The 20,894-nt window shown below is 65.0% G+C and carries 22 protein-coding genes, 1 tRNA gene and 1 pseudogene; 11 read left to right on the top strand and 13 right to left on the bottom strand.

Annotation, left to right across the window (positions count from 1 at the left end; translation table 11 throughout):
* From NUU27_RS16840 to NUU27_RS16870, 7 genes and pseudogenes are all read left to right on the top strand, one after another.
* Positions 1 to 151: pseudogene (locus NUU27_RS16840) on the top strand (primosomal protein N'); the annotation flags it as partial.
* Positions 152 to 252: 101 nt separating this feature from the next.
* A complete protein-coding gene (locus NUU27_RS16845; protein ID WP_257763308.1) occupies positions 253 to 648 on the top strand; it encodes a DUF4345 domain-containing protein in 396 nt (131 codons plus the stop codon).
* Positions 649 to 903: 255 nt separating this feature from the next.
* Complete coding sequence (locus tag NUU27_RS16850) at positions 904 to 1,446, top strand: F0F1 ATP synthase subunit delta (RefSeq protein ID WP_374567278.1); 543 nt, start codon at positions 904 to 906, stop codon at positions 1,444 to 1,446.
* Positions 1,446 to 2,975, top strand: a complete 1,530-nt coding sequence (gene atpA / locus NUU27_RS16855; protein WP_257763310.1) for a F0F1 ATP synthase subunit alpha — start codon at positions 1,446 to 1,448, stop codon at positions 2,973 to 2,975. The genes NUU27_RS16850 and atpA overlap by 1 nt, the downstream gene beginning before the upstream one ends.
* Positions 2,976 to 2,989: 14 nt before the next feature.
* The gene (locus tag NUU27_RS16860) at positions 2,990 to 3,868 is read left to right on the top strand and encodes a F0F1 ATP synthase subunit gamma (RefSeq protein WP_257763311.1); all 879 of its coding nucleotides are present in this window, start codon (positions 2,990 to 2,992) and stop codon (positions 3,866 to 3,868) included.
* 23 nt (positions 3,869 to 3,891) lie between these two features.
* Complete coding sequence (gene atpD / locus NUU27_RS16865; RefSeq protein WP_257763312.1) at positions 3,892 to 5,442, top strand: F0F1 ATP synthase subunit beta; 1,551 nt, start codon at positions 3,892 to 3,894, stop codon at positions 5,440 to 5,442.
* A 119-nt stretch (positions 5,443 to 5,561) separates the two neighbouring features.
* Positions 5,562 to 5,969, top strand: coding sequence for a F0F1 ATP synthase subunit epsilon (locus NUU27_RS16870; protein ID WP_257763314.1), 408 nt, complete (start codon positions 5,562 to 5,564; stop codon positions 5,967 to 5,969).
* A gap of 396 nt (positions 5,970 to 6,365) precedes the next feature.
* Here the strand turns inward: NUU27_RS16870 and NUU27_RS16875 are convergent, their stop codons facing one another.
* The 13 genes from NUU27_RS16875 to rplU all read right to left on the bottom strand — a co-directional run bounded on the left by NUU27_RS16875 (position 6,366) and on the right by rplU (position 18,189).
* Positions 6,366 to 6,887 (bottom strand): RNA pyrophosphohydrolase, encoded by a 522-nt coding sequence (locus NUU27_RS16875; protein ID WP_257763315.1) that lies wholly within the window; start codon positions 6,885 to 6,887, stop codon positions 6,366 to 6,368.
* Positions 6,888 to 6,903: 16 nt separating this feature from the next.
* Positions 6,904 to 8,079 (bottom strand): divergent polysaccharide deacetylase family protein, encoded by a 1,176-nt coding sequence (locus tag NUU27_RS16880; protein WP_257763316.1) that lies wholly within the window; start codon positions 8,077 to 8,079, stop codon positions 6,904 to 6,906.
* A 97-nt stretch (positions 8,080 to 8,176) separates the two neighbouring features.
* Positions 8,177 to 9,502: a S41 family peptidase gene (locus tag NUU27_RS16885; protein WP_257763318.1), complete on the bottom strand. Its 1,326-nt coding sequence runs from the start codon at positions 9,500 to 9,502 to the stop codon at positions 8,177 to 8,179.
* Entirely contained in the window at positions 9,492 to 10,796 is a 1,305-nt protein-coding gene (locus NUU27_RS16890) for a murein hydrolase activator EnvC (RefSeq protein WP_257763319.1), read from the bottom strand. The genes NUU27_RS16885 and NUU27_RS16890 overlap by 11 nt, the downstream gene beginning before the upstream one ends.
* A gap of 155 nt (positions 10,797 to 10,951) precedes the next feature.
* Positions 10,952 to 11,434 carry a 23S rRNA (pseudouridine(1915)-N(3))-methyltransferase RlmH gene (rlmH, locus tag NUU27_RS16895; protein ID WP_257763320.1) on the bottom strand — a complete coding sequence of 161 codons (483 nt, stop codon included), beginning with the start codon at positions 11,432 to 11,434 and terminating at the stop codon, positions 10,952 to 10,954.
* Between the two features lie 58 nt (positions 11,435 to 11,492).
* Positions 11,493 to 11,867, bottom strand: coding sequence for a ribosome silencing factor (gene rsfS, locus NUU27_RS16900; RefSeq protein ID WP_257763337.1), 375 nt, complete (start codon positions 11,865 to 11,867; stop codon positions 11,493 to 11,495).
* Between the two features lie 165 nt (positions 11,868 to 12,032).
* Positions 12,033 to 12,662 carry a nicotinate-nucleotide adenylyltransferase gene (locus NUU27_RS16905; RefSeq protein WP_257763321.1) on the bottom strand — a complete coding sequence of 210 codons (630 nt, stop codon included), beginning with the start codon at positions 12,660 to 12,662 and terminating at the stop codon, positions 12,033 to 12,035.
* Positions 12,663 to 12,912: 250 nt separating this feature from the next.
* Positions 12,913 to 14,199, bottom strand: a complete 1,287-nt coding sequence (locus NUU27_RS16910; protein WP_257763323.1) for a glutamate-5-semialdehyde dehydrogenase — start codon at positions 14,197 to 14,199, stop codon at positions 12,913 to 12,915.
* Positions 14,200 to 15,354 (bottom strand): glutamate 5-kinase, encoded by a 1,155-nt coding sequence (proB, locus tag NUU27_RS16915; protein WP_257763324.1) that lies wholly within the window; start codon positions 15,352 to 15,354, stop codon positions 14,200 to 14,202.
* 22 nt (positions 15,355 to 15,376) lie between these two features.
* Positions 15,377 to 16,414 carry a GTPase ObgE gene (gene obgE, locus NUU27_RS16920; protein ID WP_257763325.1) on the bottom strand — a complete coding sequence of 346 codons (1,038 nt, stop codon included), beginning with the start codon at positions 16,412 to 16,414 and terminating at the stop codon, positions 15,377 to 15,379.
* A 103-nt stretch (positions 16,415 to 16,517) separates the two neighbouring features.
* Entirely contained in the window at positions 16,518 to 17,105 is a 588-nt protein-coding gene (locus tag NUU27_RS16925) for a GNAT family N-acetyltransferase (RefSeq protein WP_257763326.1), read from the bottom strand.
* A 121-nt stretch (positions 17,106 to 17,226) separates the two neighbouring features.
* A complete protein-coding gene (rpmA, locus tag NUU27_RS16930; protein WP_257763327.1) occupies positions 17,227 to 17,496 on the bottom strand; it encodes a 50S ribosomal protein L27 in 270 nt (89 codons plus the stop codon).
* A gap of 81 nt (positions 17,497 to 17,577) precedes the next feature.
* Entirely contained in the window at positions 17,578 to 18,189 is a 612-nt protein-coding gene (rplU, locus tag NUU27_RS16935) for a 50S ribosomal protein L21 (RefSeq protein WP_257763328.1), read from the bottom strand.
* A gap of 270 nt (positions 18,190 to 18,459) precedes the next feature.
* Here rplU and NUU27_RS16940 point away from each other — a divergent pair.
* The 4 genes from NUU27_RS16940 (at position 18,460) to NUU27_RS16955 (ending at position 20,716) form a co-directional block, all read left to right on the top strand.
* Positions 18,460 to 18,549 (top strand) — tRNA-Ser (locus tag NUU27_RS16940).
* Between the two features lie 368 nt (positions 18,550 to 18,917).
* A complete protein-coding gene (locus NUU27_RS16945) occupies positions 18,918 to 19,049 on the top strand; it encodes a hypothetical protein (RefSeq protein WP_257763329.1) in 132 nt (43 codons plus the stop codon).
* Between the two features lie 51 nt (positions 19,050 to 19,100).
* Positions 19,101 to 19,847, top strand: a complete 747-nt coding sequence (locus tag NUU27_RS16950) for a hypothetical protein (RefSeq protein ID WP_257763330.1) — start codon at positions 19,101 to 19,103, stop codon at positions 19,845 to 19,847.
* Between the two features lie 413 nt (positions 19,848 to 20,260).
* Positions 20,261 to 20,716, top strand: a complete 456-nt coding sequence (locus NUU27_RS16955) for a hypothetical protein (RefSeq protein ID WP_257763331.1) — start codon at positions 20,261 to 20,263, stop codon at positions 20,714 to 20,716.
* Positions 20,717 to 20,894 lie beyond the last annotated feature (178 nt).

Here is a 20,894-nt window from a genome sequence, read left to right on the forward strand (position 1 = left end):
GATCGCCGGGCGGCACCGCTTCCGGCTGCTCGTGCACGGCACGCGCCGCGCCGACCTGCAGGGCTTCGTGCGCGCCATGCTCGCCGCCGGCCCGAAACCGCGCGGCTCCGTGCGCGTGCAGGTGGACATCGACCCGCAGAGTTTCTTGTGAACGGAGTAGGCCCGGGCTGCCGTCTCTTCGGCGATTCGCGCTAAAGGTGCGAAAGATCAGGTGGAGCCGGACCGGGTCCGCCACATCAGATGGGGGTTTCCATGGAGTTCTCCTTTCCCTGGCCGATGAGCCAGGGCGAATGGCTGGCCTGGTCGGCCGCAGCGGCGACGGTTCTCTTCGGCCTGTTCACCATGTTCATGCCGCGCCTGGCGCTGCGGTTCTTCGGGCTGCAGCCGAAGAACGAGCGGACGGAGGTGCTCGTCATGCCGCGCGCGGTGATCGGCGGCTTTCATGTCGGCTTCGGCCTGACGGCCATCCTGCTTGCCCAGCCCTTCATCTATCTGGCGTTCGGCGCGGCCTGGGGCGTGGCGGCTTTCGGCTGCATCATCTCCATGCTGTCGGACGGGGCGCGGGCGCTTTCGAGCTGGGCGTTTCTCCTCGCCTCGCTGCTGCTTTGCACGCTGCCGCTGGCCTTTGTTCTGGGATTCATCCCCTGACCGGGAGTCGGCCGGGCGGGAATGCGCCGAAACTGCGACAAAACCTCCCCTTTCGCGGGGTCCATGCGTGTTGCGACTCTCGGAAGCCTGTGCTAGACGGCAATCGGCTTTCAGCAGAAAGGCGCGCCCGGCGTCTGTCTGCGAGGGGAAAATATCAATCAGGTCAGAGATTTAGCCCGAGCCCGGCGCTCCCGCTTTAAATCTTGTGGCCTTCAAGGCGTGAGAGAAGACCATCCCGTGGCAAAATCTGGCTCGATGATCTCCGGAATGGCAGGGCGCTACGCAGGCTCGCTTTTCGAACTTGCGAAGGAAGCCAATGCGATTTCCACAGTGGAGGCCGATCTCGGCCGCTTCGAGAAACTTCTGGCCGACAGCGCCGATCTGCGGCGCCTGATCGAGAGCCCCGTCTTCTCCGCCGACGACCAGTTCAAGGCGATCAACGCCGTGCTCGAAAAGGCCAAGGTCACCGGCCTGGTCGGCAACTTCCTGCGTGTGGTCGCCAAGAACCGGCGCCTCTTCGCCGTCCCGCAGATGATCCGCGCGTTCCGCCAGATCGCCGCGGAAGAGCGCGGCGAGACGACGGCCGAGGTCACCTCGGCGCATGCGCTCACCGCGGCGCAGGAAAAGGAATTGAAGGCCGCTCTCAAGGACGTGGCCGGCAAGGACGTGGCGGTCAACGTCTCCGTTGATCCCTCCATTCTCGGCGGGCTTGTGGTCAAGATCGGCTCTCGCCAGATCGACACTTCGCTCAAAACCAAACTCAATTCGCTCAAGCTTGCACTGAAAGAGGTCGGCTGATGGACATCCGCGCGGCGGAAATTTCCGCAATTCTGAAGGATCAGATCAAGAATTTCGGCAAGGAAGCCGAAGTCTCAGAAGTTGGCCAGGTGCTGTCCGTGGGCGACGGCATCGCCCGCATCTACGGCCTCGACAACGTCCAGGCCGGTGAGATGGTCGAGTTCCCCGGCGGCATCCGCGGCATGGCGCTGAACCTGGAAGTCGACAATGTCGGCGTCGTCATCTTCGGTAACGACCGCGACATCAAGGAAGGCGACACGGTGAAGCGCACGGGCGCCATCGTGGACGTTCCGGTCGGCCCCGAGCTTCTCGGCCGCGTGGTCGACGCGCTCGGCAACCCGATCGACGGCAAGGGCCCGATCAAGGCCAAGGAGCGCCGCCGCGTCGACGTCAAGGCACCGGGCATCATTCCCCGCAAGTCGGTGCACGAGCCGATGTCGACCGGCCTCAAGGCCGTCGATGCGCTGATCCCGATCGGCCGCGGCCAGCGCGAGCTGATCATCGGCGACCGCCAGACCGGCAAGACCGCCATCATCCTCGACACGTTCCTCAACCAGAAGCCGCTCAACGACGGCGACGACGAAAGCGCCAAGCTCTACTGCGTCTACGTGGCCGTCGGCCAGAAGCGCTCCACGGTCGCCCAGCTCGTCAAGGTGCTCGAGGAGCGCGGCGCGCTCGAATATTCGATCATCGTTGCCGCCACGGCCTCGGACGCCGCGCCGATGCAGTTCATCGCGCCGTTCGCCGGCTGCGCCATGGGCGAGTATTTCCGCGACAACGGCAAGCATGCCGTGATCGCCTATGACGACCTGTCCAAGCAGGCCGTTGCCTACCGCCAGATGTCGCTGCTGCTGCGCCGCCCGCCGGGCCGCGAAGCCTATCCGGGCGACGTGTTCTACCTGCACTCCCGCCTGCTCGAGCGCGCGGCGAAGATGAACGACAGCCAGGGCGCCGGCTCGCTCACCGCCCTGCCGGTCATCGAGACGCAGGCCAACGACGTGTCGGCCTACATCCCGACCAACGTGATCTCGATCACCGACGGCCAGATCTTCCTCGAGACCAACCTGTTCTTCCAGGGCATCCGCCCCGCCGTGAACGTCGGCCTGTCGGTGTCGCGCGTCGGCTCCGCGGCCCAGGTCAAGGCGATGAAGCAGGTTGCCGGCTCGATCAAGGGCGAGCTCGCGCAGTACCGCGAGATGGCGGCCTTCGCGCAGTTCGGCTCGGACCTCGATGCCGCGACGCAGCGCCTGCTCAACCGCGGCGCGCGCCTGACGGAGCTCCTGAAGCAGCCGCAGTTCTCGCCGCTCAAGACCGAGGAGCAGGTCGCCGTCATCTTCGCCGGTGTCAATGGCTACCTCGACAAGCTGGCGCTCAGGGACGTCACCCGCTTCGAGCAGGGCCTGCTGGCGCATATGCGCGCCGAGGGCAAGGACGTGCTCGAGGGTATCCGCAAGGAGAAGGCGCTTTCCGACGATCTGCGCAACAAGCTGAAAGCCCAGATCGACGCATTCGCCAAGAACTTCGCCTGAGGGCCTGATCGAGCATGGCTTCCCTAAAGGACCTTCGCAACCGGATCGCCTCCGTCAAGGCGACGCAGAAAATCACCAAGGCGATGCAGATGGTCGCCGCGGCGAAGCTGAAGCGCGCCCAGGAGGCGGCCGAGGCCGCTCGTCCCTATGCCGAGCGGATGGGGGCGGTGCTCGCCAACATCGCCGGCGCGGTGGCGGGCAATGACGCTCCGCCGCTGATGGCTGGCACCGGCAAGGACGACACGCATCTGCTGGTCGTCTGCACCGCCGAGCGCGGCCTGTGCGGCGGCTTCAACAGCCAGATCGCCAAGCTGGCACGCGAGCACATCCGCGCGCTTCTCGGCCAGGGCAAGACGGTGAAGGTGCTGTGCGTCGGCAAGAAGGGCTACGATGCGCTGCGCCGTGACTACAGCAAGCACATCATCGACCGTGTCGACCTGCGCGACGTCAAGAAGATCGGCTTCGAGAACGCGCACGAGATCGCCCGCAAGGTGATCGGCCTGTTCGACAAGGGCGAGTTCGACGTCTGCACGCTGTTCTACTCGGAATTCCAGTCGGTGATGTCGCAGGTGCCGACGGCGCAGCAGATCATCCCGGCGGCCGTGCCGGCCGGCGAGGAGGCCGCCACGTCCTCCGATGCCGTCTACGAATACGAGCCGGAGGCTGCCGCCATCCTGGCCGATCTCATCCCGCGCAACATCTCGGTGCAGATCTTCCGTGCGCTGCTCGAGAATGCGGCCGGCGAGATGGGCGCCAAGATGACCGCCATGGACAGTGCGACGCGCAATGCCGGCGAGATGATCGACAAGCTGTCGATCACCTACAACCGCCAGCGCCAGGCGCAGATCACCAAGGAACTCATCGAAATCATTTCGGGCGCGGAAGCGCTCTAACGGACCGAAGAGGTTAAACGAAAATGGCCAAAGCAGCGACCCCGAAGACGGCGCCCGCGACTGCCGCCAAGAAGGCGGCTCCGGCGCGCAAAGCGGCTTCCACCCGGTCGGCATCGACCAGCAGCGCAGCGAAGAAGGCAACCGGACCGGCCGGTACGATCCGCCAGGTCATCGGCGCCGTCGTCGACGTGCAGTTCGAGGATCACCTGCCGGCGATCCTGAACGCGCTGGAAACCGAGAACCAGGGCAACCGCCTGGTGCTTGAGGTGGCTCAGCACCTGGGCGAGAACACGCTGCGCTGCATCGCCATGGACTCGACCGAAGGTCTGGTGCGCGGCATGGAAGTGCGCGACACGGGCGCTCCGATCGCCGTGCCGGTGGGCGACGCGACCCTCGGCCGCATCATGAACGTCGTCGGCGAGGCGATCGACGAGGCTGGCCCGGTGAAGGGTGAAGGCACCCGCGCCATCCACCAGCCGGCTCCCGAATATGTGGAGCAGTCGACGGAAGCCGAGATCCTCGTCACGGGCATCAAGGTCGTCGACCTGCTCGCCCCCTACGCCAAGGGCGGCAAGATCGGTCTGTTCGGCGGCGCCGGCGTGGGCAAGACGGTGCTCATCCAGGAGCTGATCAACAACGTTGCCAAGGCGCATGGCGGTTACTCCGTGTTCGCCGGCGTGGGTGAGCGCACCCGCGAGGGCAACGACCTCTACCACGAGATGATCGAATCCGGCGTGAACAAGGATCCGGCGAAGAACAACGGCTCGACCGACGGCTCCAAATGCGCCCTCGTGTTCGGCCAGATGAACGAGCCGCCCGGCGCCCGCGCCCGCGTCGCGCTCACCGGTCTGACGGTCGCCGAGCATTTCCGCGACCAAGGCCAGGACGTGCTGTTCTTCGTCGACAACATCTTCCGCTTCACCCAGGCGGGTTCAGAGGTGTCGGCGCTGCTCGGCCGCATTCCGTCGGCCGTGGGTTATCAGCCGACACTGGCCACCGACATGGGCGCCCTGCAGGAGCGCATCACCACCACCACCAAGGGCTCGATCACCTCGGTGCAGGCCATCTACGTGCCAGCCGACGACCTGACCGACCCGGCGCCGGCCACCTCCTTCGCGCACCTCGATGCGACGACGGTGTTGAACCGCGCCATTTCGGAAAAGGGCATCTACCCGGCCGTGGATCCGCTCGATTCCACCTCGCGCATGCTCGACCCGATGATCGTCGGCGAGGAGCACTACCAGGTGGCCCGTCAGGTGCAGGAGATCCTGCAGCGCTACAAGTCCCTTCAGGACATCATCGCCATTCTCGGCATGGACGAGCTTTCCGAAGAGGACAAGCTCACGGTTGCCCGCGCCCGCAAGATCGAGCGCTTCCTGTCGCAGCCGTTCCACGTGGCCGAGGTCTTCACCGGCTCGCCGGGCCTGTTCGTCGAGCTGGAGGACACGATCCGCTCGTTCAAGGGTCTCTGCAACGGCGATTACGACCACCTGCCGGAAGCCGCCTTCTACATGGTCGGCACGATCGAGCAGGCCGTCGAGAAGGCCCAGAAGCTCGCCGCGGAAGCTGCGTAGTGGTGAATGGTCAATAGTGAATAGTGAATGGAGAGCAGGGAATAGGGAACATGTGAGGATGAATCTGGTCCGCGTTGTGACCATTCACCATTCACCATTCACTATTCACTCAATTCGACATGGCTGACGCTTTCAAATTCGATCTGGTCTCGCCCGAGCGGCTCCTCTTTTCGCAAGAGGTCGAATCGGTCGTCATCCCCGGCACCGAAGGCGAGATGACCGTGATGGCCGCGCATGCGCCGACCATGACCAACATCAAGCCGGGCGTCGTGACGGTGAACGCGGCCGGCGGCGGTTCCGAGCGCTACGTGGTGTTCGGCGGCTTCGCCGACATCCTGCCCGAGGGCTGCACCGTGCTCGCCGAATCGGCGGTGCATGTCGACGAGATCAACCGCGAAGATCTGGCGCGCCGCATCCAGGAAGCGCGCGAGGATGTCGCGGACGCCGAGGACGACCACACGCGGACGCGGGCGGAGGAATTCCTCGCCCAGCTCACCACGCTGGAAGGTGCGATCCTTCCCGCCTGATCCGGGCGGACGCGCATATCGATCGAAAGCCGGGCCATGTGCCCGGCTTTTTTTGTTCCTTTCTCTGCCTCGACGGAAGCGGCGGTCGATCGTGTGTTCTGGCGAGTAGGCCCTAGATCGTTTCCTGTTTTGACGGAAGCGGTCGGTCGTGGTTTCGGCCCAGCGGTGTCGCGCGCGGCACACCCCCCTCTGACCTGCCGGCCATCTCCCCCTCAAGGGGGGAGATACGCAGAGAGCACCGTATCGCATCCTCTGCAAGGTTGGACGGTTGGTCAAAGGCCGCCCAATCTCCCCCCTTGAGGGGGAGATGCCCGGCAGGGCAGAGGGGGGTGAAGGGCGCCAGACGCTTCAAGCAAGAGATGAGATGCCCTAACGCTTCAGGCGGAAGAGAAAGCCCTAAGGCGCCAGGTGCCTGAACGCGGCGACGACGCTTTCGTAGACCTTGCGCTTGAAGGGGACGATCAGCTCCGGCAACTCCGCCATGGGCTTCCATTCCCAGGCGTCGAACTCCGGTTGGTGGCCGCCCGGCGGCGGGTTGATGGCGATCTCGCTGTCGGGACCCTCGAAGCGGAAGGCGAACCACTTCTGCTTCTGCCCGCGATACTTGCCCTTCAGCGCCACGCCGACCAGATGCGGAGGCAAATCGTAGGTGATCCAATCGGGCGTCTCGGCGAGCAGGGACACCGATCGCATGCCCGTTTCCTCGTAAAGCTCGCGATAGGCGGCCTCGCGCGGCTCCTCGCCCTTGTCGATCCCGCCCTGCGGCATCTGCCACAGGCGCGTGGCACCCGACAGTTCGTCGGTGCCCTGCTGGACGATGCGGCGGCCGGCCCAGGTCAGGCCCGCGACGTTGAGCACCATGATGCCGACACAAGGGCGATAGGGCAGGTCGACAGGGCTTTTCATCTTGGCCGTCATCCGGCGGGTGCTCCGTTCATCTTGCTTCGGGATCTGTGGCGACCGCGGAGATCGGAACCAGCTCGATGCCGCGCGCCGTGACTTCGTCGGCCCAGCCGGCGACGGTGTCGATGGTCTCGTCGAAGGCCGAGCCGGTGCCGACGGCGTAGCCCTTGGCGCGGGCGATCCGCTCCAGCTCGTCGAGCCGCTTGCGGATTTCGCGAGGGTCGGGCCGGCGGCGGTCGGTGATCGGGTCGATCAACGTATCGGCCGCGGCAAACGGAACGCCGATCTGCCGGGCCAGATCCTGCGCCACGCTGCGCGCCGAGGTGCCGTCGTCGACATACATGAGCCCGCGTGTGCCGAGCTCCGACAGGACCGGCTTCATGGCGTCCGCTTGCGCGGTGAATCGGCCGCCCATGTAGTTCATCACCCCGGTGTAGTTGGTGACCCGCGACAGAGCCCAGCGCAGCCGGTTCAGATTCTGCTCGGCGTCCGAGCCGATGGTCAGCGTGTTGCGGCCGGGGTTCTCACTCGGATAGCCGAACGGCTCCATGGGCACCTGCAGGACGATCTCGTGGCCGGCGCGGCGCGCGGCCTGCATCCACCGGCCAAGGCTGTTGCCGGCCGGCGCGAAGGCAAGCGTGATTTCCGGGCGCAGCGCATCCACGGCGCGTTGCGTGGTAGTCTGTGAGAGGCCGAGGCCGCCGATGACCAGGGCGATGCGTGCCCCGCCTGCGCCCGACCAGCTGCGCGCATAGGCGTCGAAGGGGCGGCGCCCGCCGGGCCCGCGCACGGGCAACAGGCCGGATTCCGACTCCTCGATCAGCGCCCGGTCGGGAAGATGGGCAAGGCGCGGATGCTGACCGACGGCCGAGGGATCCCGAATGACGATGACGCCGCTGTCGCCCTCCTCGTCGGGGTCGACACGGATGATGGCGGCGTCAGGCACGGTCCCGTCCGGCCGGGACGGGGCCGTGGCCTGCTGCTGCGCAGGCTCGGCCGGCTCCAGGACGGGTTCCGAGACCGCGATGGGCGATGGCGTGCGAAAGGGGCGCTCGCGCAGCGAGACAGCCGTGGAGGTGCCCAGTATGGCGATTGCGGCGATGGCGACAAGGATGCGCTCGGCGCTCAGGAAACGGCCGCGCCGCGACGTCTCGGGTCCGGCACCTTGCCCGAGCGGCCGGTCTATGTCCCTGTTCCCCGAAATCATGCCCACCCGTGACGATCATCAAGGTCATAAATCTACGACAGCAACGTGTCGCGGCGATGTCACCGCCGGCGGCAGGGCCGCCGATGGTGCATTCGTCCTACTGATTCATGACCGCCTTGTCGGGGTTGGGCGGGAAGGCGGGGTCGGTCTTCTCGCCGCGCAGCAGTTCGAGCGCCGCGGTGAGCTGCACGTCGTCCTTCGGCTCCGGCGGCACGTAGGCGATCGAGCCGGAGCCCTCCTCGTCCTCTTCGGCGCCCTTGATGTGGCCGCGAAGATCCGATTCGCCACGGCGCAGGTCACGGCCCTGCAACTCCTCGGGGAGAGGCTGGTCCACCTTGATGTCCGGCGTGATGCCGCGACCCTGGATCGATTCACCCGACGGCGTGTAGTAGAGCGCCGTGGTGAGCCGCAGGGCGCCGTTCTCGCCGAGCGGGATGATCGTCTGCACCGAGCCCTTGCCGAAGGACCGCGTGCCGAGGATGGTCGCGCGGCGATGATCCTGCAGCGCGCCGGCAACGATCTCCGAGGCGCTGGCCGAGCCGCCGTTGATGAGGACGATCATCGGCTTGCCCTTGGCCACGTCGCCGGGGCGGGAATCGAAGCGGGAGATGGCGTTGGCCTCGCGGCCGCGCGTCGAAACGATCTCGCCGCGATCGAGGAACGCGTCGGAGACGCTCACGGCCTGGTCCAGGAGGCCGCCCGGGTTGAGGCGCAGATCGAGCACATAGCCCTTCAGCTTGTCGTCCGGGAGTTCCTTGTCGATCGTGTCGATGGCGTTCATCAGGTCGTCGAAGGTCTTTTCGGTGAAGGAGGTGATCTTCAGGTAACCCACGTCGTTCTCGACGCGGTACTTGACCGCCTTCACCTTGATGATGTCGCGCACGATGGTCAGCTCGATCGGCTTGTCGGCGCCTTCGCGCAGGATGGTCAGCTTGATCGGCGTGTTGACGGCGCCACGCATCTTGTCGACGGCATCGTTCAGCGTCATGCCGCGCACCTCTTCGCCGTCGATCTTCGAGATCAGGTCGCCGGCAAGCACGCCGGCGCGGGCGGCGGGCGTATCGTCGATGGGCGCGACGACCTTGACCAGCTCGCTATCCATCGTCACCTCGATGCCGAGGCCGCCGAACTCGCCCTTGGTCTGCACCCGCATGTCCTTGGCGGCTTCCGCGTTCAGGTAGGAAGAATGCGGATCAAGCGAGGAGAGCATGCCGTTGATGGCGTTCTCGACCAGCTTCTGATCGTCGGGCGGCGTAACGTACTGGGCGCGCACGCGCTCGAAGATGTCGCCGAAGATGGCGAGCTGGCGATAGGTTTCCGAGCCGGCAGCGTTCGCCGAAAAACCGCTGGTGCCGTGCAGGAGGGTGACCGCGGATGCGCCCACCAGGGCGCCGGCAAACAATAGCGACAAGTTACGTTTCATTTCCTGTCCTTCCAGAGTGTTCCGGAACCCACCAGGGTTTTGGATCGACCGGCTTCCCGTTCTTCCTGAATTCCACATACAGTTCCGGCGTGGCATCCTCGTCCACCGGGCCTGTGATGCTTGCCAGCCGGGTCTCGCCCATCATTCCTATCGGCTCGCCCGCCAACACGGATTGTCCAAGCGTTACGCTCACCTTATCGAGTCCGGCAAGCACAATATGATAGCCGTCGCCGGCATTCAGTATCAATAGCTGACCGTAGGAGCGGAACGGCCCCGCATAAAGCACCGTCGCCCCCGCAGGTGCGGTTACGATTGCGCTCGATTGTGTCCTTAGAATGTCGCCCTTGAGCGGCGCGCCGGTGTCGTCGTCCTCGCCGAAACGGGCTGCAAACTGGCCGGAGACGGGCAGCGCCAGGGTGCCGATGCGCCCGCCGAATGGCATGTTCTCGCCCAGCCGATGCTCGGGGGAAGCAGGCTCGCTGGCGCGTCGCCGTCGCTCCTCCTCGGCTTCGCGAAGCGAGGTGATTTCCGTCTCGAGGGAGCTGATCAGCTCCTGCAGGCTGCCGGCGCGCGCGGCCAGAGCCTCGGCCTGCCGGTTCTCGGCGGCCATGCGGCCCTCGGCTTCCTCCTGCAGGCGCTTCTTCTCGTCGAGCAGTCGGGACAGGCGCTCCTTCTCCTCCGCTTGCTCGGCAACGGTGGTTTGCAGTTTGGCGCGTTCCGTTTCGATGGAGGTGACGATGCGCGACAGGTCGCGCAGGTCGCCCATCAGGATCTCCGTCTCGGCGCGCAACTCCGGCACCACGGCGCCCAGCAGGATGGCGCTGCGCACCGAGGCGAGAGCATCTTCGGGACGCACCAGGATCGCCGGCGGCGGGTTCAGGCCCATCCGCTGCAGCGCGCCCAGCACCTCCGCCAGCACGCCGCGGCGGGAGTTGAGCGACTCGCGCAGATAGCTCTCCTCGTGGCGCAGCTTCGACAGGCGCAGCGAAATCTCGTCGATGTCCTCGCTCAGCTTGCGTTCGGTCTTCGCCGCCTGGATGAGCGCGGCCGTGATGGCGGCATTGTCGTTCTTGATCGCCGCGATCTCGGCGCCGATCTCCTCGAGCCGCTGCTGCGAAAGCTCGATGGCGCGGCTGATGTCCTCGTATTCGGCTTGCGTCTTGTCGTGCCGGGTCTCCAGGACGTCGATCCCGTCCTGCGCGGGTGCGGGAAGAGGCGCGAGAGCGAGCAGGGCAGCCAGGGCGGCTGCCTGCAGTGACGGTCCATGCCGCGGCGATGTCGACGCCCTTCTCATCCGTTCTCTTCTGCCGTGTCTGTGCCGGAGGAAATCCTGTTGGAAGAGCTTACGCAATGCTTCGTTAAGGAACCATCAACCATGCGGGGTCCGGAGTGCAATTTTTGGTTGCATCTTCCGGATATGTCAACGCACGGGCGATCTCGATGCCGTGTTCAAGCCCGATGGTAGGGATGCCCCGACAGAATCGTCGCCGCGCGGTAGAGCTGCTCGGCCAGCATCACCCGCACGAGCTGGTGCGGCCAGGTCTGGGCGCCAAAGGCGATGGTGCGGTCGGCGGCCTTGCGGAACTCGGGATCGTGGCCGTCCGGCCCGCCGATGACGACGACCAGATGCCGCCGACCCTGGTCGCGCAGATCGGCGATCGCCCGGCTGAATTCTTCCGATGTCGGGTTCTTGCCGCGCTCGTCGAGCAGGAAGAGCGCAGCGCCCTCGGCCAGGGTGTCGCGCACCTTGCGGCTTTCCTCGCGGCGGCGCTCGTCGGCGCTGCGCGCGCGGCTTTCGGCGATCTCGCCGAGACCGGAGAATTCAAGCCCGATCGCAGGGCCGGCCTTGGCGAACCGGTCCAGATAGCGATCCGCCAAATCCCTCTCGGGGCCGGCCTTCATCCGGCCCACGGCGCAAATTCCTATACGCATTCCAGCCTCTCTGCCCGAAAGGGCGGAGGGGTTCGATGCCTCGCCCGAGGGGCGAGGATCAGTGAACCGTCTCTTCCTCCAGGTCCGGGGCCTGCCACATCTTCTCGATGTTGTAGAACTCCCTGACCTCCGGGCGGAACACATGGACGATGATATCGCCCGAATCGATCAACACCCAGTCGGCACCCGAAAGACCTTCGACGCGCGCAGCGCCGAGACCGGCTTCCTTGAGGGCGCGAAGCAGGTGGTCGGCCACCGCCGCGACATGGCGGTGCGAACGCCCCGACGCCACGATCATGTGGTCGGCGAGGGGGGATTTTCCCTGGATGTCGATGGAGACGATGTTTTCCGCCTTGGAGTCTTCCAGACTCGCGAGGGCTGTTTCAACGGCTCGGGAAACCAGATTGCCGCTGGTTCCGGCCGGCGAAGGCATCATGTCAGCCTTCTTCGACAGTGCTGTTCTCAGTGTCTTTCCTTTCCAATAAGAACAAGCTCACCGCGCATTCGATGCTGCGCAGTACCTGTTAGATAGGCAGAGTCTCTTATCAGTTTCAAGACATCGGCCGATCACATGTTCGGGCAGGCCCGGCAGGCCGCCTCACGCCGGCCCGCCCGCGTTGCGGATCGCCGTCGAGGAGAGGGAGGAGCGCGGGCCGTGGATGAAGGTCCATGCGGGTGGTTTCCGCCGGGCGAGGCTGGGGGCGTCGTCCTCGTCTATGCGCGCGTGGTCGAAGGTCTTCGCCATGGTCGAGGAGAGGAAGGCCAGCGTATCGCCGGGCCGGTCGACGACGGCGATGGGGATCGAGCGGGCGATCTTGCGCCAGCGTTCCCAGCGATGGAAGTCGCGCAGGCTGTCGGCACCCATGATCCAGACGAAATCGACACCGGGATTGCGCCCCCGCACCAGGTCGATCGTGTCGGCGGTGTAGCGGATGCGGTGCCGGGCTTCGAAGGCGGTGATCTTGATGCGCGGGTCGGTCGCGCATTTTCTCGACAGGGCGATGCGCTTTTCCAGGGGCGCGAGATGGCTGTTGTCCTTCAGCGGATTGCCCGGCGTGACGATCCACCAGAGCTGGTCGAGCCTGAGGCGCCGCAGGGCGATCTCCGCAACCAGCGCATGTCCTGCATGGGGCGGGTTGAAGGAGCCGCCGAACAGGCCGACGGCCATGCCCTTTTCCACTTGGGGCATGCGCAGATACTGCGCCGGCGCGGCATCCGGTGCGGTCATCGGGACGATCCCGGCACATAGGCGGTGTCGGGAAGGCCGGGTGCCCGGCACACCCCCCTCTGGCCTGCCGGCCATCTCCCCCTCAAGGGGGGAGATTGGACTTCGCCGATGGTTTCGCCAATCTTCGACCTTGCAGAAGGGGCGAAACGTCGAAGACATCCGATCTCCCCCCTTGAGGGGGAGATGGCCGGCAGGCCAGAGGGGGGTATGAAGCGCTGGAGCATCAAAGCCGGGGAGACGCGCGACCCATTCACGGCCGGACCTGGCCGGTGCCGCGGACGCGGTATTTGAACGATGTCAGCTGCTCGACGCCGACCGGCCCGCGCGCATGCATCTTGCCGGTGGCGATGCCGATTTCGGCACCCATGCCGAACTCGCCGCCGTCGGCGAACTGCGTCGAGGCGTTGTGCAGCAGGATCGCCGAATCGATCTCGTTGAAGAAGCGCTCCACGGCGGCGGGATCCTCGGCGACGATCGCTTCGGTATGGTGCGAGGACCAGGTGGCGATGTGGTCGATCGCCCCGCCTATGCCGTCGACGAGCTTCACCGAGATGATGGCGTCGAGATATTCCGTGCGCCAATCCTCCTCCGAAGCCGGCCTGGCGGTCGGAAAGCGGGTGCAGACCTCGGCGTCGCCGCGGATCTCGCAACCCGCCGCCGCCAGGGCCTCGAGCACCGGCACCAGCAGGCGATCGGCTTCCGCGCGGTCGACGAGCAGCGTTTCGGCGGCGCCGCAGATGCCGGTGCGCCGCATCTTGGCGTTGACGGCGATGGCGACCGCCATGCCGGGCTCGGCCGAGCGATCGAGGTAGAGATGGCAGATGCCTTCCAGATGGGCGAAGACCGGCACCCGGGCCTCGCTCTGCACGCGCTCGACGAGGCTGCGGCCGCCGCGCGGCACGATCACGTCGAGATTGCCGCCGAGGCCTTTCAGCATCTCGCCCACGGCGGCGCGGTCCGTCACCGGCACGCGCTGGATGGCGTCTTTCGGCAGGCCGGCCCTTTCCAGCCCCTCGACAAGGCAGGCGTGGATGGCCGCCGAGGAATTGGCCGAGTCCGAGCCGCCGCGCAGGATCACCGCGTTGCCGGCCTTGAGGCACAGGGCACCGGCATCGGCGGTGACGTTGGGTCGGCTCTCATAGATGACGCCGATGACGCCGAGCGGCGTGCGCACGCGCTCGATGTGGAGCCCGTTCGGCCGGTCCCATGCGGCGATGACGTCGCCCACCGGATCGTCCAGCGCCGCGATCGCGCGGATGCCTTCCGCCATGGCGGCGATGCGCGTCGGATCAAGTTTCAACCGGTCGAGGAGCGCGGCCGAGAGGCCGGCCGCCTCGCCATTGGCCATGTCCACCGCGTTGGCGGCGAGGATGGCATCGCGGTTGCGCTCGAGCGCGGTGGCCATCTCGGCCAGCGCGGCGTTCTTCCGCTCCGGCGTGGCGATGGACAACGGGCCGGCGGCGGCACGGGCGCGCCTGCCGAGGTCGCTCATCAGCGCGGCGACATCCACGCTTTCATCCCTGTTGGCCATCAGCATCTAGCCCTCCGCCTTCTCCGTCCGGTCCTGTCGTGCATGCGGCGTCAGCACCAGATCGTCGCGATGCACCATGGCAGCGCGCGCCTCATATCCGAGCACCTCGGCGATGTCGCCGCTCTTCAGCCCGGCAATTCTTACGGCATCGGCGGCGTCATAGGCAACCAGCCCGCGCGCCGCCTCGCGGCCGTCCGGGCCGACGATCGCCACCGTGTCGCCGCGCGCGAAGCTGCCCGACACCCGCACGACGCCCGCCGGCAGCAGCGACTTTCCCGCCACCAGGGCACGCACCGCGCCCTCATCGACGCCGATCGTGCCGGCCGGCTCGAGCTGCCCGGCGATCCATGTCTTGTAGGCGCGCACGGGCGTCCGGCTCGCCTTGAACAGGGTGGAGCGGGCATCGCGGTCGATCGCCGAGAGCGGGTTGAGCCGCGTTCCGGAGGCGATGAGCATGGCCGTGCCGGCGGCGGTCGCGATGCGCCCGGCATCGAGCTTGGTGCGCATGCCGCCGCGCGACAGCTCGGAGGCCGCGGCGCCGGCCATCGCCTCGATCTGCGGCGTGATGGTCTCGACCACGGGGATGAAGCGGGCTTCGGGATTGGTCGCCGGCGGGGCCGTGTAAAGCCCGTCGACATCCGACAGGAGCACCAGCAGGTCGGCGCCCAGCATGGTGGCGACACGGGCGGCCAGACGGTCGTTGTCGCCGTAGCGGATCTCGCTGGTGGCCACCGTGTCGTTTTCGTTGATCACCGGCACGACGTCCATCTTCAACAGCGTCGAGATGGTGGCGCGTGCATTGAGATAGCGGCGGCGCTCCTCGGTGTCGCCGAGCGTGACGAGCACCTGACCCGACTTCAGCCCGCGCTTGCGCAGCTCCTCGTCCCAGGCGCCGGCCAGCGCGATCTGGCCGACGGCGGCGGCGGCCTGGCTCTCCTCCAGCTTGAGGGTGCGCCGCTCGATGCCGAGGATCGTGCGGCCGAGCGCGATGGCGCCGGAAGACACCACCAGCACCTCCACGCCCTCGGCGCGCAGGCCGGCGATATCGTCCGCCAGCGCCGCCAGCCACGCGCGCTTCAGGCCGCTCTTGCGGTCGACCAGAAGGGCGGAGCCGATCTTGACGGTGATGCGGCGGTGCGCCTTGAGCGGGGAGCGGGTCATGGAAAGCCTATCCTCGGGAAGCCTATTTCTGCCAGCGCTCGTCGACCGTGTCCCGGTCGTGCTCTTCGCGGCGCGCCTCCTCGATGACGCGCATGACGGCGCGCAGCACCTCCTGCACGCCCTGGCCGGTGGCGGCGGACAGAAGAAGCGGCTGGCGGCCGGCCGCCTCGGCAAGCGCCGCCTGCTTTGCGGCGAGCGTTTCCTGATCGAGGACATCGACCTGGCTGAGCGCCAGGATCTCTTCCTTGTCGGTGAGGCCGTGCCCATAGGCGTCGAGCTCGCCGCGCACCGTCTCATAGGCGACGGCGGGATCTTCCTCGCGGGCCGACACCAGATGCAGCAGCACGCGCGTGCGCTCGACATGGCCGAGGAATCGGTCGCCGATGCCGACGCCCATATGCGCCCCCTCGATGAGGCCCGGAATGTCGGCCAGCACGAATTCGCGCGCATCGATGCGCACGACGCCGAGATTGGGATGCAGCGTGGTGAAGGGATAATCGGCAATCTTCGGCTTGGCCGCCGTCACCGCCGCCAGGAAGGTCGACTTGCCGGCGTTCGGCAGGCCGACGAGGCCGGCATCGGCGATCAGCTTCAGGCGCAGCCAGATCCACGCCTCCGCGCCCGGCAGGCCGGGATTGGCGCGGCGCGGCGCGCGGTTGGTCGAGGATTTGAAATGCTGGTTGCCGAAGCCGCCATTGCCGCCGGCGGCCAGGCGGAAGCGCTGACCCACCTGCGTGAGGTCGCAGATCAGGGTCTCGTTGTCTTCCTCGAAAACCTGCGTGCCGACCGGCACCTTCAGCACCACGTCGGCGCCCTTGGCGCCGGTGCGCGTGCGGCCCATGCCGTGCGTTCCGGTCTGCGCCTTGAAATGCTGCTGGTAGCGGTAGTCGATGAGCGTGTTCAGCCCCTCGACGGCTTCCACAAAGACATCGCCGCCGCGCCCGCCGTCGCCGCCGTCCGGCCCGCCGAACTCGATGAACTTCTCACGCCGGAACGACACGGAGCCGGCGCCGCCGTCGCCGGAGCGGATATAGACCTTGGCCTGATCGAGAAATTTCATGAGTCGTCAAGTCTTTCGTGTCGTTGCGGCAACCCTCTACAGCATCGCGCGCAGAAGTGCGAGAGCGGACAATCGCCCGATTGCCCGCTCCCGCCCTTGTCCGTCAGGCGCCCCAGCTTCTGAGGCTCACCCAGGTCTTGCGGTCGAGCTGATAGCGCTCGACGGGCACCTTGCCGGCCACCACCGAATCCATCATGCCCTGGCCGGCATACTGGAAACCGCATTTGTGAATGACGCGCCGCGAGGCGCTGTTGGTGACGCGGCAGGAGACGTTGAGCCGGTCGATGTCGGTGGCGCGGAAGGCGAGGTCGACCAGGGCATGGGCGGCTTCGGTGGCATAACCCCGGCCCCAGTAGGGCTCGCCGATCCAGTAGCCGATCTCGAGGCCGTGCTCGCGCGGCTCGAGCCCCGCGCAGCCGATGAAGGCGCCGCTCTCGGAAAGCGTGATGGCATAGGTGCAGCCGCTTGCCGCGCCATGGCGCACACGGGTCAGAAAGGCGTTCGCGTCCATCAGGCGATAGGGGTGCGGCATACGGGCCAGCATCTCGGCAAGGCGCCGGTTGTTGGCCAGTTCCACCAGCTCCGTCACGTCGTCGTCGCGCGGGATGCGCAGCACGAGGCGCTCGGTGACCAGAACCGGGCAGTCTATCCTTATACTTTCGGCTTCAACCTCTTCACTTTCGGCAACCATCTTTCTTCCTCCGGACAAAATGAAAGGGGAGATGGCGACCCATCTCCCCTTTGAACCTTTTCCGGACTGTCCAGACACCGGTCCCCGAGATGGGTCGCCGGTGTTTGGTGAAGCGGACCGGCTATTCCGCTGCTTCCGTAATCGGGTTTACCGACACGTAGGTTCGGCCGTTGGCTTTCTTGGCAAACGAGACCGCACCGGCCTCAAGCGCGAAAAGCGTATGGTCCTTGCCCATGCCGACATTGACGCCGGGGTGCCACTGCGTGCCGCGTTGACGGATGATGATGTTGCCGGCGAGCACCTTCTCGCCGCCGAACTTCTTCACGCCAAGACGCTTGGATTCGGAATCGCGACCGTTGCGCGAGGAACCGCCAGCTTTTTTGTGTGCCATCTTGCTACTCCTTTGCGCCCGCAAGAGCGCTCGTATTCCTAATGCGCTGTCACGCGCGTGTTTTCAACCCGCTGGCGCGGTTTATTTCGCCAGGTCCTTGGCCTGCTCGCGCCAGTCCTTGATCTGGTCGGCGCTGAACGGCATCGCCTCGTCGATCCTGACCACGTCCTCGTCGGTGAGGGCGGCCACCTGGGCATAGGTGGTGATGCCCTGCTCGGCGAGCTGGCCGGCGGCCACCGGACCGATGCCCTTGATCTTCGTCAGATCGTCGGGCTCGCCGGCCGGCGCGGTGAAGAGGGGGGCGGCCGCTGCGGGCGCTTCCGTCTTCGTCTCGGCCTTCTTCGCCGGCTTGGCGGCGGCCTTCTTGGCGGGCTTCGCACCGCCGGTGAGGATCTCGGAGATGCGCACCGTGGTCAGAAGCTGGCGATGGCCGCGCTTGCGGCGCGAATTCTGGCGGCGACGCTTCTTGAAGGCGATCACCTTCTTGCCGCGGCCCTGCTCGACCACTTCGGCGGCCACGCTGGCGCCGTCGACGAGCGGCGCGCCGAACGTCACGTCCTCGCCCTGGCCGACGGCCAGGACGTCTGCAAACTGAATGATCTCGCCGGGCTCGCCGGCGACATGCTCGACCTCGAGCAGGTCGTTGGCGGCGACGCGGTACTGCTTGCCGCCGGTTTTGATGACTGCGAACATCTTTCTTGCCTTTCGGTGTCCGGTCCGGCTTGGGCGCGCCAAGAGGGCGGCCTGCCGTCTTTTTGTCAGTCTTGTGGGTTAAAGCTCAAACTTGTGAGTTAAAGCACAAACGGCGCAGGGACTGTCCCACGCCGCAAGACGCGTGTGCATAACGGAAGGTTGTCACAAGGTCAAGGCGCAAGCCGAAATTGATGCAGATTGGCCCTTGTAACGGAGGCGCTCACCGGCTATCTAGTGCGCCGCGCCGGCACCGGCCTGCCAGCATCTCGCGGAGAGGTGGCTGAGTGGTTGAAAGCACCGCACTCGAAATGCGGCATACTCGCAAGGGTATCGGGGGTTCGAATCCCTCCCTCTCCGCCATAAGCCGCCGATTTCCCTCTATAACGCGATATTGCCGCCGATCACCGCGCTCGCACCAAGCGACGCTGAGAGCCGCCGATTCTACGCTACAGCCCGATATATCTTGAAGATCAGCCTACAGCAGCAAACGACCTCCCTCTCCGACAACCAGGTCATTTGCGGGCAACCCGAAACTTTCCATGCCCGGACAACCGGCTCGTCACAATCCTTATATAGAAAGATCTTCAAAAGGAGAAAGATTGAAGGAGGATTTTGATTTCTTGATACAATGAATTCGATAACACGATCCAAAACCGCGAAGGCAATTCGCCATGCGCCTGAGGGCCGGTGAAAGACAAACCTGGATCGTTTGAATGGAGGAGATAATAATGGAGTACATTCTGGGCTTTTTCGTTCTGCGCGATGGCGATGAAGTAAGCATACTTGATGAGTTTTTATGCTGGCTTGAAGACAGTACCGCGCCAGTAACGCGTGCCGACGATGGACAGTGGCTCGTTTAACCAGGCATCGGTTTTTCGCGTGTTGAAGGAGATGATGATGTCGAGATGCCGATGTTTCAGACATTCGGCTTCGACCACAACCATCTGTACACATTGCTCTCCAGCTTCTTCAGATTTGCGCAGGACAGCAAGGGCTACGCAACCATCGGATCAGTTGGAGAAGGTAGTCGACCTGGTGTGGTGATTATTACCAACGATGCGGATGCAGACATTGATCCACTCGGGGCTGAAACCGGTGGCCTTGCCCGGCGTTACCAGGCCGCATCCATGCTCGGCAGCGCGACTTTGTTCACAAGATTCGGCACCCGGATGTTCGGGTGGTCGGCCGAAACGCGGAGCGAGCCCGAAGAAGAGGGCCGCATTGTTGAAACCGGGGCTGGTCCCTGGCTGTTTGCTGATCAGGGCGGATCAAACGGGATTGCGAATGCTGGCGAGGTCGCCTTTCTGCTCGGAACCAGTGATCCGCAAGTCGTATTGCGCGACGTTCTGCATCTTCCGCACTACATAGTCATCGAAGGCGACTACTTCACATATGAAGATCCGCAGAGCGGCAGCATCGTGGTGGCCCAGCCCTTCCCAACGGAAGAGACAGATTACGTGGAACTGCGTCTTACCCTTCCGTCCAAAATCCCAAGCGAACGGATCGAGGCCGAGGTCGCAGACAGCGCACGAAGGATAGGTCTTGGCGAAGTCCTTGTGGTGATCGAGTTCGACGATGACGACGGTACCATTCAGGCTATTCCGATCCGCCAGGACGGGACCAAAGGGCAGATCCGCGTTTTGCGTATGGCGATCTGAAGCATTGGCTAGATCAGGATACGAAAACTGTCCGCCCTCGCTGATGGTTTTCCTGAAAGCCGCCGGTCCGCGTCCCTCCCAACTGGGCCATTCGTTCTCGCCTCAATTTTGGAGGGGTATAGCGTAGACGTAGTTCTCTGTTTCGTCGGCTTCGGTCCGCCATTTTCCACATCTCACGCCAGTTCGCTTCGCTCACGGCTCCGACGGGGCGCGCTGGCCGCGCGACGCCCGGTCGGGCTTGCGAACCCTGCGGGTTCGAAATGTCGCCGCGATTCTCCGCCATATATCGTCTGTTTCTCAGCCAGATTCCGCGGTGCTATGCGCTAACATGAAGCGCATCTGTTTGGCCCGTCTTGCCGACCCCTCTTTCTCCCGCTCGCGCCGGCATCTCTTGTGGTCCGAGGATACGATTCATGGAAGCCGAGCCTGCCAAGATCGGGGACCTGCCATATGTGCTCGAATCTCTGGATAAGGAAACCGAAAAGGAAATCGCCCGGGCCGGCTATACCCTGGAAGCGGCAAGCGCGTTCATGCACGAGCGGCTGCGCCTGGGGATGGCTGATGTGCTGTGGCACAAGGGGCGGGCCCTTGCGGTAATTGCTTGGCGCATAGATTTCGAGGGCCTCTGGACTTCGTTCGTTGCCACCGAGCAATTCTTCGATCCGAGCGTTCCCTCGGTGCGGTTTGGCCGGAAACATATGGACGTCTTGCAGGGGCGTTATCTCGGCGCTCCGGCGATTGCCCTGCGCTACTCGAATCGCCCTCAGGTCCGGCGGTGGTACGAACTTATCGGGTTTCACCTCCTGAGCCAGAGTGGGCCCGGAAGAATTTTCATCCGTACAGGAATATCTGTCCCGATTGAAACTTGATTTTTTGATGATTTATTGATTTTAAGTATCATGCATATTTTATCTATGTTTGTTATTATTTATATTTATGAAAGATATAATTATGTGTTTTGACGGAGGCTCTTCGAGAGAACGGGGCGGTGCAAGCGTAACCATCGGTGAGTTTGCCGGCACGGTCATTGGAGGTGTTGTGGGGCGC

Source organism: Nitratireductor sp. ZSWI3, from assembly GCF_024655565.1.
In the GTDB taxonomy this organism is placed as follows: Bacteria; Pseudomonadota; Alphaproteobacteria; order Rhizobiales; family Rhizobiaceae; genus Nitratireductor.

Bases quoted from the DNA above. Each gene is read 5' to 3' on its own strand.
- rpmA (WP_257763327.1), bottom strand. From the start codon at position 17,496: ATGGCACACAAAAAAGCTGGCGGTTCCTCGCGCAACGGTCGCGATTCC.
- atpA (WP_257763310.1), top strand. From the start codon at position 1,446: ATGGACATCCGCGCGGCGGAAATTTCCGCAATTCTGAAGGATCAGATC.
- rlmH (WP_257763320.1), bottom strand. From the start codon at position 11,434: ATGCGTATAGGAATTTGCGCCGTGGGCCGGATGAAGGCCGGCCCCGAG.
- NUU27_RS16910 (WP_257763323.1), bottom strand. From the start codon at position 14,199: ATGCTGATGGCCAACAGGGATGAAAGCGTGGATGTCGCCGCGCTGATG.
- rsfS (WP_257763337.1), bottom strand. From the start codon at position 11,867: ATGCCTTCGCCGGCCGGAACCAGCGGCAATCTGGTTTCCCGAGCCGTT.
- NUU27_RS16955 (WP_257763331.1), top strand. From the start codon at position 20,261: ATGGAAGCCGAGCCTGCCAAGATCGGGGACCTGCCATATGTGCTCGAA.
- NUU27_RS16925 (WP_257763326.1), bottom strand. From the start codon at position 17,105: ATGGTTGCCGAAAGTGAAGAGGTTGAAGCCGAAAGTATAAGGATAGAC.
- obgE (WP_257763325.1), bottom strand. From the start codon at position 16,414: ATGAAATTTCTCGATCAGGCCAAGGTCTATATCCGCTCCGGCGACGGC.
- NUU27_RS16870 (WP_257763314.1), top strand. From the start codon at position 5,562: ATGGCTGACGCTTTCAAATTCGATCTGGTCTCGCCCGAGCGGCTCCTC.
- NUU27_RS16885 (WP_257763318.1), bottom strand. From the start codon at position 9,502: ATGAAACGTAACTTGTCGCTATTGTTTGCCGGCGCCCTGGTGGGCGCA.
- NUU27_RS16875 (WP_257763315.1), bottom strand. From the start codon at position 6,887: ATGACGGCCAAGATGAAAAGCCCTGTCGACCTGCCCTATCGCCCTTGT.
- NUU27_RS16945 (WP_257763329.1), top strand. From the start codon at position 18,918: ATGGAGTACATTCTGGGCTTTTTCGTTCTGCGCGATGGCGATGAAGTA.
- NUU27_RS16950 (WP_257763330.1), top strand. From the start codon at position 19,101: ATGTTTCAGACATTCGGCTTCGACCACAACCATCTGTACACATTGCTC.
- proB (WP_257763324.1), bottom strand. From the start codon at position 15,354: ATGACCCGCTCCCCGCTCAAGGCGCACCGCCGCATCACCGTCAAGATC.
- NUU27_RS16880 (WP_257763316.1), bottom strand. From the start codon at position 8,079: ATGATTTCGGGGAACAGGGACATAGACCGGCCGCTCGGGCAAGGTGCC.
- NUU27_RS16845 (WP_257763308.1), top strand. From the start codon at position 253: ATGGAGTTCTCCTTTCCCTGGCCGATGAGCCAGGGCGAATGGCTGGCC.
- atpD (WP_257763312.1), top strand. From the start codon at position 3,892: ATGGCCAAAGCAGCGACCCCGAAGACGGCGCCCGCGACTGCCGCCAAG.
- NUU27_RS16890 (WP_257763319.1), bottom strand. From the start codon at position 10,796: ATGAGAAGGGCGTCGACATCGCCGCGGCATGGACCGTCACTGCAGGCA.
- NUU27_RS16860 (WP_257763311.1), top strand. From the start codon at position 2,990: ATGGCTTCCCTAAAGGACCTTCGCAACCGGATCGCCTCCGTCAAGGCG.
- NUU27_RS16905 (WP_257763321.1), bottom strand. From the start codon at position 12,662: ATGACCGCACCGGATGCCGCGCCGGCGCAGTATCTGCGCATGCCCCAA.
- NUU27_RS16850 (WP_374567278.1), top strand. From the start codon at position 904: ATGATCTCCGGAATGGCAGGGCGCTACGCAGGCTCGCTTTTCGAACTT.
- rplU (WP_257763328.1), bottom strand. From the start codon at position 18,189: ATGTTCGCAGTCATCAAAACCGGCGGCAAGCAGTACCGCGTCGCCGCC.